This window comes from Bradyrhizobium erythrophlei, assembly GCF_900129425.1.
Taxonomy (GTDB): domain Bacteria; phylum Pseudomonadota; class Alphaproteobacteria; order Rhizobiales; family Xanthobacteraceae; genus Bradyrhizobium; species Bradyrhizobium erythrophlei_C.
In genome coordinates this window covers 1,736,351-1,751,621 of the sequence record NZ_LT670817.1, presented here as the reverse complement: position 1 = coordinate 1,751,621, position 15,271 = coordinate 1,736,351, and the positions used below count along the sequence as shown (strand labels likewise).

Sequence of the window (15,271 nt, the reverse complement as noted above, 5' to 3'; positions counted from 1 at the left end):
TGGCGAGTAGCGCGGCCGTTGGACTAGACCCTATTCCGCTCGGGAATAATGGCGCTCGGGATCAACAGCCGCGGCAGATGAGCAGCACGCGATCGAGTTGTGCATCCAGAACCTCCTGCTCTCGCTCCCACGCCGACAGAACCTCGTTCTGGGGGACGTCGGCTCTTGCAGGTTGCCGATGACCGGTCGGTGCGAGCCAGGGCGAATGCGAGGTCAAAACGGCCGGACTGTTTTGATCGGACGCCGTTGCTGGTGAAAGCAAGCCGAACAAGACCCCACTTGCCACAACGGCCGCGACAAATCGAGTTGAACGCTTCAGGATCGAGATCGAGGACATGGCGACACTCCTTTCTTGGGGAGGCTCGGGATGAGCAACTCCGCTCGCCCGTCACCTTACTGATCGCGCAGAGACGCTGAATGCCGGTGGGTATCGAAGAGATGCTCGTTCGTCTCAACAACCGCCGATGATCGAGCTTGTGCGCAGAGCCCTCGGCTCGCATGGGACAGATGGGCGGCATTCCTGGCAGCGATAAGTCTTATTCGCGCGCGATAGCTAAATCGCCTTGGCTTCACCCCCCACTTTGAAGCGGAGCCGCCGCTCGGAAGCTCCAAACGATCAAAAGGGGGTATGACGTGACGAACAGTGCCATCGCATCGACAAAGCCTGCGCTTGTCGTGAATTCCGATCCGGAGGAGATGCCATCCTGGATGACGATGCTGTTTGCGATCGCAGCCGGGCTGCTCGCAGCAAACGTTTATTACTCACAGCCGATCGCCGAATTGATCGCAGCCTCACTCGGATTCTCTTCTTCGGCGACGGGCCTGATTGTTGCTTTCACGCAGGCGGGATTTGGCATTGGTTTGTTCTTGATCGTTCCGCTCGGCGATCTGATGGAGAATCGTCGGCTCGTTCTGACGCTGACCGCCGTCACCGCGCTTGCGCTACTGACTACCGCCATATCGGCTGCGCCGACGGCGTATCTTGCCTCGGCACTTCTGGTCGGGCTGGGATCGGTCGCCGTACAGGTTCTCATCCCATTTGCGGCGCACATGGCTCCGGAGCGTGTTCGCGGGCGGGTGGTCGGCAATGTGATGAGCGGCCTGATGATCGGCATCATGCTCGCGCGGCCGGCGTCGAGCTTCGCGACGCAGGCCATGTCGTGGCACGCGGTGTTTTACGTTTCAGGCGCAAGCATGTTTGCCCTGGCGCTCGCGTTGGCCCTGGCGCTGCCGAAGCGGGAGCCGGCGGCGACGATCTCCTATCTCGCGCTGCTGAGATCAATGGGTCGCCTGGCGCTCACAACACCCGTGCTTCAGCGGCGGGCACTCTACCAGGCCTGTCTGTTCGGGGCGTTCAGCCTGTTCTGGACGACCGTGCCGCTCCTGCTCACGCAATCCTTCCACATGTCACAGGGTGGAGTGGCGCTCTTCGCGCTGGTCGGCGGCGCCGGTGCGATCGCGGCCCCGCTCGCGGGGCGTGCCGCGGACAAAGGATGGACCGAGTCGGGCACGGCGTTCGCCATTCTCTGTGTTGCGGTCGCTATCCTTATCACCCGCTTTGCCGCCACAGGATCCTCCCTCGGAATCCCGCTTCTGGCCGCGGCAGCGATCCTGCTGGATTTCGGGATGACGGCCAACCTGACGCTCGGCCAGCGCGCGATCTTTGTGCTGGGGGCCGAATATCGTAGCCGGCTCAATGGACTTTACATGTCGGCGTTCTTCGCCGGCGGCGCGATCGGGTCGACGCTGGGTGGCCTGGCTTTCGCGCTTGGCGGCTGGCGTCTCGCTTCGTGGATAGGATTTGCGCTTCCGATGCTGGCTCTTGCTTTCTTTGCGATAACCTGGATGCGGTCGCGCCTGATTCGTAATGCGAATGCCTGATACGTCGGCGACGAGGCATGCCGATGAGCCGAGATTGGATGCCGTATCTGGCGCTTGGCGTGCCAACGTCACGGGTTAAAGCTGTGTTCGAAAAAATCGACAAAGGCACGTGCTTTCGCGGTCGCGGTGCGCCCCGTCGGAAACACCGCCCACAGGTCGAGCGGCGGAAGGCTCCATTCGGAAAGCACGGCGCGGACGACGCCCGAGCGCAGCTCGGGGGTGAACATCCATTCCGATGCAATGGTCAGCCCGGCATGGGCGAGTACCGCGGCCCTGACGCCTTCGGCCGCAGTCACCTTCAACCTGCTTTGGACCTTGACGGCCGCTTCAGAGCTGTCGCGCTGAAACGACCAGACGCTGCCTTCTCCCTGCAGATAGACCACGGCCTGGTGCTTGCTGAGGTCGGCCGGGCTTGCCGGCGTGCCGGCGCGATCGAAATAGCCTGGCGTACCCAGGACCAGTCGCTTGCATCGTCCGATGCGCCGGGCCGTCAGCGCCGAATCGAGCAGCTTTCCCATCCGTAGCGCCACGTCGATGCCCTCCTGCACGAGATCGATCTGACGGTCGTCGAGCACGACCTCCAGATCGAGGTCCGGGTGTTGGGCAAGAAATTGCGGCAGCAGCGGAATGAGGTGGATGCGGGCGAAGGTGACGGCGGCGCAGATGCGCAACCGGCCCTTAAGTCCGGTGCCGGCGCCACGCGCCGCAAGCTCCGCTTCATCGGCTTCCTCGATCGCGCGCCTGGCGCGTTCGAAATAGCCGAGGCCCGCCTCGGTCGGGGTTAGTCCCCGCGTCGAACGCGTGAGCAGTTTGACGCCCAGATAGCTTTCCAGCTGCGCAACCGTCTTCGAGACCGCCGGCTGGCCGACGCGGAGCTGCCGCGCGGCGCCGGAGAAGGATCCCGTCTCGACCACCCGGATGAAGGTTTCCATCGAAGCCAGGCGATCCATCGTTGTTCTCCCCTATTCTTTCCGGGAATGAGCGATATTGCCCGGCCCCATCTGCCGTGGCAGCGAAAAATTGGCCATCTCTTCTCGCGACCCGAGCGAATGCCGGGCAGCACGGAGACGACCGATGACCACTTACGGACAATACCACGCCGACCGCTCTCAGGCCGCGTCATCCGCTTTGCGCATCACGGGGCGCACCGAGGCCGCCGTGGCCGGCGCGGTTCGCACCCTCAAGCTCACCGTTGCCGGTGCGGTCTATGCCTACGGTGTGACAGGCAGCGCTTTCGCAACCCTGTCGGTGCTTGCCGCGCCGCATCTCGAGGCCTTCGTGCGCTGTTCTTCCACGGGAAGGGATAAGCGAACAGGTTCGAATCGGTCAGCCCAATCAGGACAGGAACGGGAGCTGATACAAGCGACCGGTTGCATCGAGATCCTCGACCCTCCATTCGCCGCCAATACCATCAACCATCCACCTCAGGAGTGCCCAGAGATCGGTGTCCACGTCTTCCTCACTCAAGGGCTCCAGTGCATCGGCGAGCGCGTAGATTTCGATCCCATCGGGAAAAGGTTCTCCGCTCCGGCCGACGAAAACAAGCGCGTAGATCATCCCGGAAGGCGCGCGGACATAGCCGGGCTTCGACAAGCCATCAGTCTCGAGCGAGAAGCGCCGCATGAAGAACTGGCGAAATTCAGGGTAATGGCCGAGGCGATCTTCAGCAAGCACGAGCGCTCTTCTTTTCCCGTCGAGGCCGGGCTTTTCGATGACTTCGATCCCTGTCATGGCTGCCTCTCATCAATGCGGTCGAGGAAGTTGTTGATCTTCTCCGCGATCTCGGGTCCCGAATCTTCCTGAAGGAAATGGCGGCCTGTGACGAGCTCAGGACCCACCGCGTGCGGCAGCAGCTCCTTGAAGCGCGAGGCGAACGTCTTGTGATCGAAGACCTCATCCTCCCTTCCCCAGACCAGCAGTGTCGGGAATTTCGATTTTTTGAGCTCGCGCTCGAGCCATTCAAATCGCTGGAAGCCGCGTGCGGTGTCATCGAGCGGGATCCATCGCGGCCAGGTCCAGGTCAGGAGACGGGTCGCCGGATCAGGCAGGATGCCCTCGTAAACCCTCTGCGCTTCATCTCGGAATTTCTTCCTGTCGACCACCGACAGGTACATCCCACGGCCGGCCAACGCATTGTGCCGGCCAAGGAGATAAGGGCCGACAAGGGGAGCGTGCATCATGCGCCAGGGAAATATCCGCTTGTGGAATTCGGCCGGGGGAAGCGGCCAGGCCCAAGTGCTCATGATCACGAGCGCACGGACGCGTTCAGGATTCGAGAGGGCAAAACCGAGACCGGTCGGGCCGCCCCAATCATGACAGACCATGGTCGCGTTGCGGATGTCTAGCTGCCGCAGCAGGCCCGTCAGATTCGCGATGTGGCCGTCAAGACTGTGCGCCTGTTCGCGGACCGGCTTTTCGGACAGGCCAAACCCAATCATGTCAGGGACGATCACCCGCCTGCCCGCGGCCGTCAGCGGCTTCACGAACTTCCTGTACAGGAATCCCCAAGCGGGATTGCCGTGCAAGAGAACGACGGGGTCGCCGGCTCCCTCGTCGATGTAGTGCATGCGCCAGCCGTTGACGCGGTTGAATCTTGGTTGGTACGGCCATTCCTCGTGGACAAAGTGCCCGGACTGCACAGGCGACCTTGTTGGATCGACCTTCATCGCGCTTCTCCTTGCGAACGGTTCACTTCATGGAAAGAAGATCACGGCCTGGCCGTTCAGGCCGGGCAGCCTCGCAACTGCCCCGAGGCAATCTCCAGTCTCGAAATCGAAAGCGACGACCTCGTCTTGAGCGACGCAATAGAGCCGGGCGTGCGGTCCAAAGCGTAAACCCCGCGGCTTTTGAAACCGCACACCATGATTTGGGACGAGCACCCGTACGAGACGCCCGTCAGCTTGGTCATATTCGCGGATCGTCGTCACCGCATCTGCTGCGCCGAACGGATGCTCGCTGCTAACGACGATATTGCCGCCTGGCGCGACCGCAAGGTCAAGTGGGCTGAGCTCCAGATCTCTCACCTTCCATGATGGCAGCATCCGGCGATCGGTATCGAACGCCAGAATGATGTTGTTGCCTTCTCCGCCCGGTCCAATGCCGGAGGCGAGAAAGAGTCTGCCGTCATGCCCGAACGCAAAGCCACGCGGGAACGGAACGACGTGGGGCGGCAGGACATATTCGCCTACGCTGTCGAGTTTCCTGGCAAAGGCCATGATCGTGCGCTCGCCGCGGAGGCCGACATAGTAACGGCCATCCGGCCCCAAATTGCCGCCGCCCGGATTCAATCCTTCCACGATTCCTGTCGCGCGCACGACCTGTCCGTTGCGGTCAAGTGCGAGAATCCGATTGGATCCGCTGTTGACAAAGAGCACCTTGTCGACAGGGTCGATCCCAAGCCCGCGCGGATCGGCAATGCGTGGATCGTCGCCGAACACCCCGATTAGCCTGCCGTCGTCAGTAAACGCGAGAAGCTTGCCGAAGCCTGCGCCGTTCGCGCCGGCCGCACTTGTGACGAGAAGAGTCATGGACCTTCTAATCCGCGGCGCCTCAGCGCCACCCAATGATTATCCACCCGCAACATCGTCTCGTTCCTGCAATCCAGCTAGTTTTCGTGCCGAGATAAGACTTATTCCAGATCGGAATGGAAAAAAGCTCGTATCCCGGCTTTCGATCGCATCGGCCCGGCGACCAATATTCACGTCAGATTGCCGGCCAGTTCACGCGGCGTTGGCCTCGAGCCACGCGGCCATGCTGGCGGCAGCGTCGCCGTAGAATGTGCGATAAAGCTCTTCCGTCACGTAGCCGATGTGCGGCGTCGCCAGCAAATTGTCCAGCGTTCGGAACGGGTGATCGGCGGGCAAGGGCTCTGTATCGAACACGTCGACGGCCGCACCCGCGATCGTGCGGGCCTGCAGCGCGTTGATCAACGCCGCTTGATCAACAATCGGACCGCGGGACGAATTGATCAGCCGCGCCGTCGGTTTCATCAGGGCGAGCTCGGCAGTTCCAATCAGTCCGGTGGTTCGCCGGCTCAAGACAAGATGGATGGTCACAATGTCAGCCTCTCTGAACAGCGCGTCCTTGTCGACGCGGGTCGTGCCTGCGGCGTTGGCGCTCTCCGCAGTCAGATTCTGGCTCCAGGCGATCACCTTCATGCCGAAGGCGAGACCGATGCGAGCGACCTCTCTTCCGATATTGCCCAACCCGACGACTCCGAGGCTTTTGCCTCGCAGGTTTGAGCCGAGGCCCGTCTGCCATCCGCCGGCCCTCAGCGAGGCGGCCTCGCGGTCGATGCCCCGCATGCTCGCCAGAATCAGCGACCAGGTGAACTCGATGGTCGGAGTGGAATCGTAGCCCGTCGCGGTGACCGCGATGCCGAGATCGGCCGCGGTCTGGCTGTTGATGGAGGCATTCCGCGGTCCGGTCGAGGCGATCAGCTTGAGGTTCGGTAACTGCTGCAGGATCTCCCGTGTGAGCGGCATGCGTTCACGCATGACGCTTACCACGTCGAACGGCCGCAAGCGCTCGACCACTGCCGAGGGATCGGCAACGTGGTCGTTGAACACGGTGATCTCGGCGTGCCGCCGGACGGCCGACCAGTCGGCAAGCCGCAGCGCGACGTTCTGGTAATCGTCGAGGATCGCAACTTTCATGGGCTCCCTCATTGTTTGGCCGCAAAGAACTCGGCCAAGGCTCCCGCTACGGCTTCGGGGTCCTTTTCCATCGGGATGTGACCGGCCGACTTGATCCGAACGAGCCGCGTTTCCGGGATCTCCCGTGCGTAGCGTTCGGCATAATCGACCGTCTGGAAATCGTCCTCCACGCCCCACACCAGAAGCTTGGGCGTCTTCGACTGCAGCAAAGCGGGCAGCATCTCCATGGTGTAGCGGTGGTCGGCGGCGCCTGCGAGCGCCAGCCAGGAGCGGGCAACCCTCGGGTCTGTCCAGGGATCGAGATATTCGATGATCTCGGCTTCGCTTGCGGGGCGGCCGAGGGCTTTCACGACGGACACGCGACGCGCGGCGAGAATGTCGTCCCGCGTCGTCGCGGCCGCCACTACCGGATCCCGGAAGCGGGCAACGCCGGGCACCGGCCATGAGTCGTACATGATGCCGTTCACCACGGCCACGCGCGGCACCTCCACAGTACCTGCGAGCATGAGATGCTGCGCCACGCCTCCGCCGATGTCGTGGCCAGCGACCATGACCGGCCCCTTATGCCCGAGCGAATCGAGGAAACGCACCAGCCAGGTGGAGAGACGGGGAACCGAAGCCTCACTCACGGTGAGCTCACCTCCGGAGCGGCCGAAGCCGGGGAAATCGACCGCCACCGGGCGAAGCCCTGCGGCGACGATGCCGTCGAGTACGGGCTGCCAGACGCGGCTCCAATAAGTGCCGTGAAGCAGGAGCACCAAGGGACCACCCTTGCCGGCGGTCAGATAGCTGATCGGAATGCCATCTACATCGACGGTCTCGCGTCTCGTCATCGGACAATCCTCTTCACATGTTCCTTGCCGAGCCCGACGGCTTCGTAGTGCCTGATCGCGTGCTCCAGCTTGGTGAAACGTCTTCGTATCCGAGCGCCTCGCCGTAAGGATCGACGTAGGTGTACCCGCCGGTCACGTGAAACAGCGTGGCCATTTCCTTGACGTCATCCGGAACGACCAGCGTGTGCGTCTCGCCGGGCGGCTCGAATGCGTAGTCGCCAGGCGTAGCGACCCAGTCGTGCTCGAGGTAGCGCCACCTTCAGCGCAGCGTGAAGGCGTGCACCGGTCCAGAATGACGGTGCCGCGACAGCACGCCATAGGACCGAACCCGCAGGATGTTGATGTAGTAGCCCTGGCTTACGTTCAGGACGAGCGGCCTGAACGCGACCGTGTCCGACTGCGGGACCCACTCGCGTTCGTCGCCGTCAAGCTCCAGCGCGGAGCCGACGAATACATCGGGCACCATGCCTGCGGGCTGAGGTCTCTGGTAGGCGATCTTGCTCTGATCGGCGGAACGCCGGTCGGGCGCCTGCTGTAGCTCCGATGAAGATGTGGTCGTCATTTTCTCCTCCATCATACAGTGGAACGTCGGGATATCTCGCGCCTCTCCTCTGCCGGCGCTCTACTGGCGGTCTGGCCGAACAGGATCTTCTTGCCTTCCTCGGTGACTGCGGGGCGGCTCGAGTACGGTTCGCCTTTCGCGTAGGCCCGCTGCGTCCCGGGGCGCGCGCGCACCGTGTCGAACCAGCGCCGCAGGTTCGGGAAGTCGTCCAAATTCTGCTGCTGGCGCTTCCAGGGAACGATCCACGGATAGGAAGCCATGTCGGCGATGCTGTAGTCGTCGCCCGCGATGAACGTGCGGTTTTCGAGATGGCGGTTGAGGACACCGTACAGACGGTTCGTCTCGTTCACGTAGCGGTCGATCGCGTAAGGAATCCTTTTCGGCGCGTAGAGCCCGAAATGATGGTTCTGTCCGGCCATCGGCCCCAGGCCGCCCACCTGCCAGAACAGCCATTCCGTCGCGGTCTTGCGGTCGCGTATATCCTTCGGCAGGAAGCGAGCGGTCTTCTCGGCGAAGTACAACAGGATGGCGCCTGACTCGAACACGCTGATCGGCTGGCCGCCGTCGGCCGGCGCGGTATCAGTGATCGCCGGCATGCGGTTGTTCGGCGAGATGGCGAGGAAGTCGGGCTTGAACTGATCGCCGGCGCTGATGTCGACGGGATGGATCGTGTAGTCCAGCCCGGCTTCCTCCAGGAACATTGTGATCTTGTGGCCGTTCGGCGTGGGCCAGTAGTAGAGTTCGATCATTTTGGTCTCCTTGGCTTGTTCACCAAATGCGAAGCTGCAAACGCCGCCCCCGGGCCAAAAAGGCGGCCCTGCGTTCGTCGAATTCGTGCGAAGAACCTAAAAGAGACTTTGGCGATCGGTAGTGAGGTTGGTGGATTAGGTTTTATTCCACCCGGGAATGAACATTTGGCCCAACTTAAGTCGGGCTTAAGCAGCTCCCGCGAGAGGTGACACGTGTTGTCGCTCTATTTGAACTCCCTGCGATATTCGCTCGGTGTCCAGCCTGTATTCTTGCGAAAGGCCACGCTGAACGAACTCGTTTGAGAGTAGCCAAGCGTAAACCCGATGTCCGTGATCGAGATTGATCGATCTGCCAAGAGCAGTTTGGCTTGTTCAATGCGCCTTTGTACGTGGTAATGATGCGGCGGAACCCCGAAGGATTGTTTGAAGGCCCGACAAAAATGGTGCTGGCTTAGACGGGCGAGTTGCGCAAGCGTACTGAGACAAATTTGTTCGCCTAGATGTTCTTCAATATAGCCCGCGACAGCTCGCTTTTGCCAACAAGCTAGGCCTCCACGATTCAGGGCCGTATCACGAGCAGCGTTATCGTCACAGCGGGACAGCTCAATTGCGAGCACACTAGAGAGAGCGGACAGGTAGGGCGTTCTCTTTGCTTGCCCATTCTCGATCGCGCTTTTCAACTTGGCTGCGGTTTCCCAAACACCGGAGTCCTCGAAATGTATTCTCGCCGCATAGTCGTCTCCTCCATCGTTTCGGAGGACGGTTGGATTCAAATACAGAAACGTCAAGCGGGTGGACGCGGCGGTTTCAAGCCACTCTCGATAGCCGCAACCGGCCGGGACGAACGTGAGCTTCTTCGCAACATTCCGAATCTTGGACGGCGCAAATCCGTCAATTGAAGTTTCTCCGTCCCGGCGGCCTCCCTCATTGTACATTGCCAAGAGGTGGACAGGACCTTGAAATTGAAGTTCGATCCTCCTCCCAATCGGCGCATGTACGCTCTCCACGAACCAACCGGGACGACCAGTACCGAGACGCTTCACGGAATCGACCGGCGCAATTTGGACAGTGGGATGAAGAAACCTATCGTCACCTGACTGCCAGGATTTGATACCGACCGGCGGTCTGATCTGCTCCAAATTTCGAAAGTCAACTTCAGCTCGATCTGTACCACCATCTGGCGAATTTACCCTTCCGGGGCTAACGCTCGGCGTGCTCGTCATCATCGATTTCACCTACTGACTGCTGTTTATGCGACATGCTACCTATCCGAGATTATAACCCGAGGCTCCGCACCGCCCTATTCCGACCTAGGTTGCGCCCAGTTCCCTTTTGGTTTTAGTCACACAAACCAACGTCCATTTTTGGCCCTGCCCCGGCTATAGCCATCGAGAGGCAATTGCATTGTCAGTTGCTGGCTACGCCACCTCGATCGCTGGGCTCGGCAATTTATCAATCCGCGACACTGCCACTATGTCGCCAGGAAACGCTACAGCCGCTACTCAAAATGAATTTCAGCCCGCGAAGTGACTGGAACCTGTGAGACTTTTTTCGATGCCAGCGGCACGGAGCCCATCCCACCTAGCAGCGGGAGTATGTTCGCAGCGCGCGTTAATCTGACAAGATCTCTTCAACCGCAACAATCCTGAAATAGCAGGCAGGATCGAATCCGCCCATAATACGCGGGCTTTCGTCCCCACTAAAATGAGGTTGGGAAATGTCTGTGAGATCAGCAGCACCGCAAGCCACCTGTGCGGCGCTAGGTTTTGTCTTGACCATGCAATCAGCAACAGCCGCACTGCACCACGCGCATAAACATCATCATAGGCAGGTCATTTCGCAATGGCGTCCCTGTGACGCCAATGCGGCAGTGTCGCAACCAGTCGATTCATAGTGGACACATTCCGCAGGTCACTAGTTGTGCGCGCGAACTCAAGCCCATTCAGCCGGTCTCGTCCACTTAGAGAATGGCTTCAGTGCGATGAGAATGGGTCGTCTATCTTCCAAGGTGCGATCATGCATTTACTTTCACGAGTTACGGTTCTCCTGGCCTTCACTGTCACACCTCTAGCCGCAATGGCCGAACCACCCTCGGTTACGCCACCAGGGGGGGGCGTAGGCCTGGCTGAGAGCGTTCACGTACAGCCACGGGGGAGCACCTTTGCTCCGAACTCCGCCGGAGAAGAGGCCGTACAAACGCGCGCCACGATTTTTAACGCGAGGCAGAGGCTTCTGGACGCTTGGTTCGATAGAAAGCTGACCATCTGTCGTGGTTGTTAGCCACATTGTGTTAATTCCCCCCGCAACAAGTGAAACATATGAAACCGACCATCTCCGATTCATTCGAAAGCGCGCCAGCAATTCCGCCTTATGAGGCTGCGCTTTCAAAGCGCAACGCGTCACTTGAACTGCTGGCCAAAGAACTTCAGCATCGTCTTCGCAATCTTCTCACTGTAGTTCAATGTTTCGTCAAGAATACTGAAGCCAGCACGGCAGACGACTATCGCGTCGCTCTCATGGCCAGGCTCGTAAATTTATCAGACGCCTACAACCTGATCGAGACAGCGCGAGAGAATCGCGTCTCTCTAGCGGAACTGCTCGAACGAACGCTAAAGCCACATGTCACCTTTCTGCGCGATCGAATCCTTGTCGCCGGACCCGACATCGTTCTTGAACCACGCCTTGCGTTATCGCTTCACATGATCTTTCACGAACTCGCGACTAACGCCAGCAAGCACGGCGCCCTGGCGTCTACGTCCGGAGCGGTTGAAGTGCTTTGGGATGTTCGTTGCGATGGTGGGGATCACGCTCTCGCCGTGCAGTGGCGCGAGCACGGTGGACCGAAGGTGCACAAGCCGCGGCATAAGGGGTTTGGCCTGCGCCTCATCTCAAAAGTGCTGTCTGGTGCACGGGTCGAAATGGACTTCGCTCCGGCCGGCCTTCTTTGTCGCCTTCTGGTTGAAATCGATCCATCATAGGCACCGCGAGAGGACCGGTCGGGTTGTCTTAAAGACGGTCCCTCGCTCCTTGAGCCTACGGCAACGAGCCAACCAAATGTCTGATGCTTATTTCTGTGTCTTCTGGGCCGAAAAGAATGCCGAGCGTAAGGCTCAAGGCGCCGAGGTGTTGAACTTCCGCGAAGCTCGCAGGGAATTCGGCTGCCATGCTCCGCCTCCAGGCGCCGTCACGCTCTGCTTGGGCAGCGAAGATATCCGTGCTTTCCCCGGCAAAACGCCGGAAGGCAGGGACGCCTGGTACGCGCAGTACCGGCAAGTGAGCGCGAAGGGCGTTCTCTGGCGCATGATCAACGATGCTAACAAGCAACCCATCTGCTACGTCGGCGCGACCGAAGCACTCAACGCCGCAAAGCTTGCCCGTGACAGCGGTGGGACTGCGAGTCGATAATCCGGACAAACCGCGTCAAGAGATCGAACTGGTGGAGTGGAGTTGCCGGGTAAGCAAGCTTCAAGCTTAGAAGGTCGTTGCGGCCAACCCGCCCTTCTCGAGAATGAAGTCGGCGATTTCATCGACCCCCTGTCCGCTCTTCAGATTGGAAAAAATGAACGGCCGCGTAGTTCGCATTCGTCGGGCGTCTGATTCCATAACCTGAAGATTGGCACCCACCAAGGGAGCCAGATCGATCTTGTTGATCACGAGCAGATCGGAGCGCGTTATGCCGGGGCCACCTTTGCGTGGGATCTTTTCACCTGCGGCGACGTCGATCACGTAGATAGTCAAGTCCGCGAGCTCGGGACTAAAGGTTGCCGCGAGATTGTCGCCACCCGATTCCACGAAACACAGATCTGCTTGCGGGAATTTCAAATTCATATCCTCGATCGCGGCGAGGTTCATGGAGGCGTCCTCACGTATCGCCGTATGCGGGCAGCCGCCTGTCTCAACGCCCATGATGCGGTCTGCCGGCAGCGCTTGCGCGCGGGTCAGGATGAGCTGGTCTTCCTTGGTGTAAATGTCGTTGGTTATCACATAGATGTCGTAGAAATCCCGGAGATGCTTGCATAGAGCCTCTATAAGCGCGGTCTTGCCCGAGCCGACTGGGCCCCCGATCCCGACGCGGAGCGGGCCGTGATGTACGGGAGCGGGACTGTTGCGGAGAAGGGGCTTTTCGCTTTCAACCGTCTTCATGACCGGAACAACCTCGTATATTGGGTTTCATGCTCAATGGAGGCGAGTTCGACCATGAATCCCGCGGAACCCAGGTCGTCGAGCGTGGCGCACCTTCCTTGCGCGCTTGCGAATAATATGGCGTTCTCAAGCTCCGCGATAGCGAGTTGACCGTCGGTTTGCCCGAGGGGGATTAGCCGCACACCGGCGGTTACCAAATTGGCAACGTAGCTGTGCAGAAATGCCGGAAGCGCCACGCGCACCGGAATCCGCTCCCTTGCCGAGCGAGCGCCGAGGACAACGGCCAGGACCGGTTGAAACTGCATGTCCGAGAAGAAATCTAGGATTCGATCGAACCACACTTGGCGGAGTGTGTTGAGGCAAGCGGTCGCCTGCTGCGACGATTCAAGCCCGAATTCCGATGTCCCGCGGGCGGCCGCCGCCAGCTCCGCGACTCGCATCAGTTTAGCCCGGTCGTTGTCGATTGCGCTGCGATATGCCTCGCTGAAAAAGATTGCTTCATTGCGTCCGGATCCGTAGCAAAGATCCGCCTCGAGCCAATCGACCAGGCTTAAGCGGTCATGGATGTGACCAGCTTCGGCAGCCCATTCGAGACCGTGCGAGTAACTGTAGGCGCCATTCGGGAAGGTCGGCGAAAGCCAGCTTTGCAGTCGCAAAAGGGATAGAGGCGAGCACGGGAACTCCTCGCTTTTCATGATACTCGTCCATTGCGCTTGTGAGTATGCATCGGCATATCAATACATAAAGTAGCGTTGAGCCATTGGCAGCACCTTCGCGGGCTCGCAAGTGAGCAGCCGGCCGTCTGCCCGCACCTCATAGGTTTCCGGATCGACCTCCATGCGAGGGACCGCGTTGTTGAGGATCATCGAATGCTTACCGATCTTGCGCGTGTTCGAGACAGGAAGCAGTTGCTTCGCAAGCCCGAGCTGCCTTGTCTTTTCCAGCGAAGCCTGGCTGACAAAGGTCACCGAACTTTTGCCCAGGGAACGGCCGAACGCGCCGAACATCGGCCGATAGTATTGAGGTTGGGGAGTCGGAATAGAAGCGTTAGGATCGCCCATGATAGCCGCAGCGATCGTGCCGGATTTGAGAACCATGTCGGGCTTTACGCCGAAAAAGGCCGGATCCCAGATTGCGATGTCTGCGAGCTTCCCGACTTCAATCGAGCCGATGTAGGTGGAAATGCCCTGGGCTATCGCGGGATTGATCGTGTATTTCGCAACGTAGCGCCGCGCTCGGAAATTATCGTTACCACCATTCTCTTCAGCCAATCTCCCGAACTGCTTTTTCATCTTATCGGCTGTCTGCCACGTACGGGTAATCACCTCACCGACGCGCCCCATCGCTTGGCTGTCTGACGAGACGATTGAGAGTGCTCCCAGATCGTGCAGAATGTCTTCCGCGGCTATCGTCTCCTTGCGTATGCGGCTCTCAGCGAAGGCGACGTCCTCCGGAATTCGACGATCGAGATTATGTGTAACCATAAGCATATCGAGCGCTTCATCGAGCGTATCCACCGTGTAGGGCCGCGTCGGATTTGTCGAAGCCGGGATAACATTCCCTTCGCCACACACCTTTATGATATCCGGCGCATGTCCGCCTCCGGCGCCCTCAGTGTGAAACGTATGGATCGTTCTGCCTTTGAATGCGGCGATGGTTTTTTCCACGTAACCGCCCTCATTAAGCGAGTCGGTATGGATCAGGACTTGCACATCCATGTCGTCCGCGACAGAAAGGCAGCAGTCGATAACAGCGGGCGTCGCGCCCCAGTCTTCGTGCAACTTGAGGCCGCACGCACCAGCTTCGATCTGCTCAACGAGGCCAGCGGCCAGGCTCGCGTTACCTTTACCGAAAATACCGAGGTTCATCGGGAAAGCATCGGCCGCCTCGAGCATCCGCTGGATATGCCAAGGGCCTGGCGTGCAGGTTGTTGCCGCCGTACCTACCGCCGGTCCGGTTCCCCCGCCCATCATAGTTGTTAGACCTGAATAGAGCGCCTCCTCGATCTGCTGCGGGCAAATGTAGTGTATATGGGTGTCGATACCCCCAGCGGTGATGATCTTGCCTTCTCCTGCGATGATCTCGGTACCAGGTCCGATGATTATATCGACGTTGGGCTGCACATCGGGATTGCCGGCCTTCCCGATCCCTGAAATGAGCCCATCCTTGATAGCGATGTCCGCCTTCACGACCCCCCAATGATCAAGAATCAGGGCGTTGGTGATGACTGTATCAACCGCTCCCTCGCTGCGCGTACGTTGCGATTGTCCCATGCCGTCACGAATGACTTTCCCGCCGCCGAACTTTACCTCCTCACCATAGGTCGTGAAGTCTTTCTCCACCTCGATGAGCAGATCAGTATCTGCGAGACGAACTTTGTCCCCGACCGTCGGGCCAAACATCTGCGCGTAGGCGGCGCGGCTCATTATGTGGGGCATTTTCGTTACC

Annotated in this window: 15 protein-coding genes and 1 pseudogene; 3 read left to right on the top strand and 13 right to left on the bottom strand. The window is 59.8% G+C overall.

The annotated features are described in order from the left end of the window. Positions 1-61: 61 nt before the first annotated feature. Positions 62-337 (bottom strand): hypothetical protein, encoded by a 276-nt coding sequence (locus B5527_RS08370; RefSeq protein WP_079600874.1) that lies wholly within the window; start codon positions 335-337, stop codon positions 62-64. A gap of 359 nt (positions 338-696) precedes the next feature. Here B5527_RS08370 and B5527_RS08365 point away from each other — a divergent pair, with 359 nt between their 5' ends. Continuing rightward, positions 697-1,881 (top strand): MFS transporter, encoded by a 1,185-nt coding sequence (locus B5527_RS08365; RefSeq protein WP_079607155.1) that lies wholly within the window; start codon positions 697-699, stop codon positions 1,879-1,881. 68 nt (positions 1,882-1,949) lie between these two features. On the opposite strand, the gene B5527_RS08360 is transcribed toward B5527_RS08365, so the two are convergent. The 9 genes and pseudogenes from B5527_RS08360 to B5527_RS08320 all read right to left on the bottom strand — a co-directional run bounded on the left by B5527_RS08360 (position 1,950) and on the right by B5527_RS08320 (position 9,906). Continuing rightward, positions 1,950-2,831 carry a LysR family transcriptional regulator gene (locus B5527_RS08360; RefSeq protein ID WP_079600873.1) on the bottom strand — a complete coding sequence of 294 codons (882 nt, stop codon included), beginning with the start codon at positions 2,829-2,831 and terminating at the stop codon, positions 1,950-1,952. Positions 2,832-3,216: 385 nt separating this feature from the next. Beyond that, positions 3,217-3,612, bottom strand: a complete 396-nt coding sequence (locus tag B5527_RS08355; protein WP_079600872.1) for a hypothetical protein — start codon at positions 3,610-3,612, stop codon at positions 3,217-3,219. Next, positions 3,609-4,448: an alpha/beta fold hydrolase gene (locus B5527_RS08350; protein ID WP_276329346.1), complete on the bottom strand. Its 840-nt coding sequence runs from the start codon at positions 4,446-4,448 to the stop codon at positions 3,609-3,611. The genes B5527_RS08355 and B5527_RS08350 overlap by 4 nt, the downstream gene beginning before the upstream one ends. 126 nt (positions 4,449-4,574) lie before the next feature. After that, on the bottom strand, positions 4,575-5,408 hold the full coding sequence (locus B5527_RS08345; RefSeq protein WP_079600870.1) for a hypothetical protein: 834 nt from the start codon (positions 5,406-5,408) through the stop codon (positions 4,575-4,577). A 192-nt stretch (positions 5,409-5,600) separates the two neighbouring features. Then, positions 5,601-6,536, bottom strand: a complete 936-nt coding sequence (locus tag B5527_RS08340; protein WP_079600869.1) for a D-2-hydroxyacid dehydrogenase family protein — start codon at positions 6,534-6,536, stop codon at positions 5,601-5,603. Between the two features lie 8 nt (positions 6,537-6,544). Beyond that, a complete protein-coding gene (locus B5527_RS08335; protein WP_079600868.1) occupies positions 6,545-7,369 on the bottom strand; it encodes an alpha/beta fold hydrolase in 825 nt (274 codons plus the stop codon). Further along, positions 7,366-7,835: pseudogene (locus tag B5527_RS08330) on the bottom strand (2,4'-dihydroxyacetophenone dioxygenase family protein). Before B5527_RS08330 ends, B5527_RS08335 begins: the two are co-directional and overlap by 4 nt. 107 nt (positions 7,836-7,942) lie before the next feature. Next, positions 7,943-8,680, bottom strand: coding sequence for a glutathione binding-like protein (locus tag B5527_RS08325; protein ID WP_079600867.1), 738 nt, complete (start codon positions 8,678-8,680; stop codon positions 7,943-7,945). 224 nt (positions 8,681-8,904) lie between these two features. After that, positions 8,905-9,906: a helix-turn-helix domain-containing protein gene (locus tag B5527_RS08320; RefSeq protein WP_245332539.1), complete on the bottom strand. Its 1,002-nt coding sequence runs from the start codon at positions 9,904-9,906 to the stop codon at positions 8,905-8,907. A gap of 1,092 nt (positions 9,907-10,998) precedes the next feature. On the opposite strand from B5527_RS08320, the gene B5527_RS08310 reads away from it, so the two are divergent. Together B5527_RS08310 and B5527_RS08305 are read left to right on the top strand one after the other, a co-directional pair. Continuing rightward, positions 10,999-11,658: a sensor histidine kinase gene (locus tag B5527_RS08310; RefSeq protein ID WP_079600864.1), complete on the top strand. Its 660-nt coding sequence runs from the start codon at positions 10,999-11,001 to the stop codon at positions 11,656-11,658. A 76-nt stretch (positions 11,659-11,734) separates the two neighbouring features. Continuing rightward, on the top strand, positions 11,735-12,085 hold the full coding sequence (locus B5527_RS08305; RefSeq protein ID WP_079600863.1) for a hypothetical protein: 351 nt from the start codon (positions 11,735-11,737) through the stop codon (positions 12,083-12,085). Positions 12,086-12,151: 66 nt separating this feature from the next. On the opposite strand, the gene ureG is transcribed toward B5527_RS08305, so the two are convergent. Genes ureG through ureC form a run of 3 tightly spaced genes read right to left on the bottom strand, consistent with a single transcriptional unit; the run spans position 12,152 to position 15,261 of the window. Next, positions 12,152-12,823, bottom strand: coding sequence for an urease accessory protein UreG (ureG, locus tag B5527_RS08300; protein WP_079600862.1), 672 nt, complete (start codon positions 12,821-12,823; stop codon positions 12,152-12,154). Continuing rightward, positions 12,820-13,518, bottom strand: coding sequence for an urease accessory protein UreF (locus B5527_RS08295; RefSeq protein ID WP_079600861.1), 699 nt, complete (start codon positions 13,516-13,518; stop codon positions 12,820-12,822). The genes ureG and B5527_RS08295 overlap by 4 nt, the downstream gene beginning before the upstream one ends. A 39-nt stretch (positions 13,519-13,557) precedes the next feature. Next, complete coding sequence (gene ureC / locus B5527_RS08290; RefSeq protein WP_079600860.1) at positions 13,558-15,261, bottom strand: urease subunit alpha; 1,704 nt, start codon at positions 15,259-15,261, stop codon at positions 13,558-13,560. Positions 15,262-15,271: the final 10 nt, after the last annotated feature.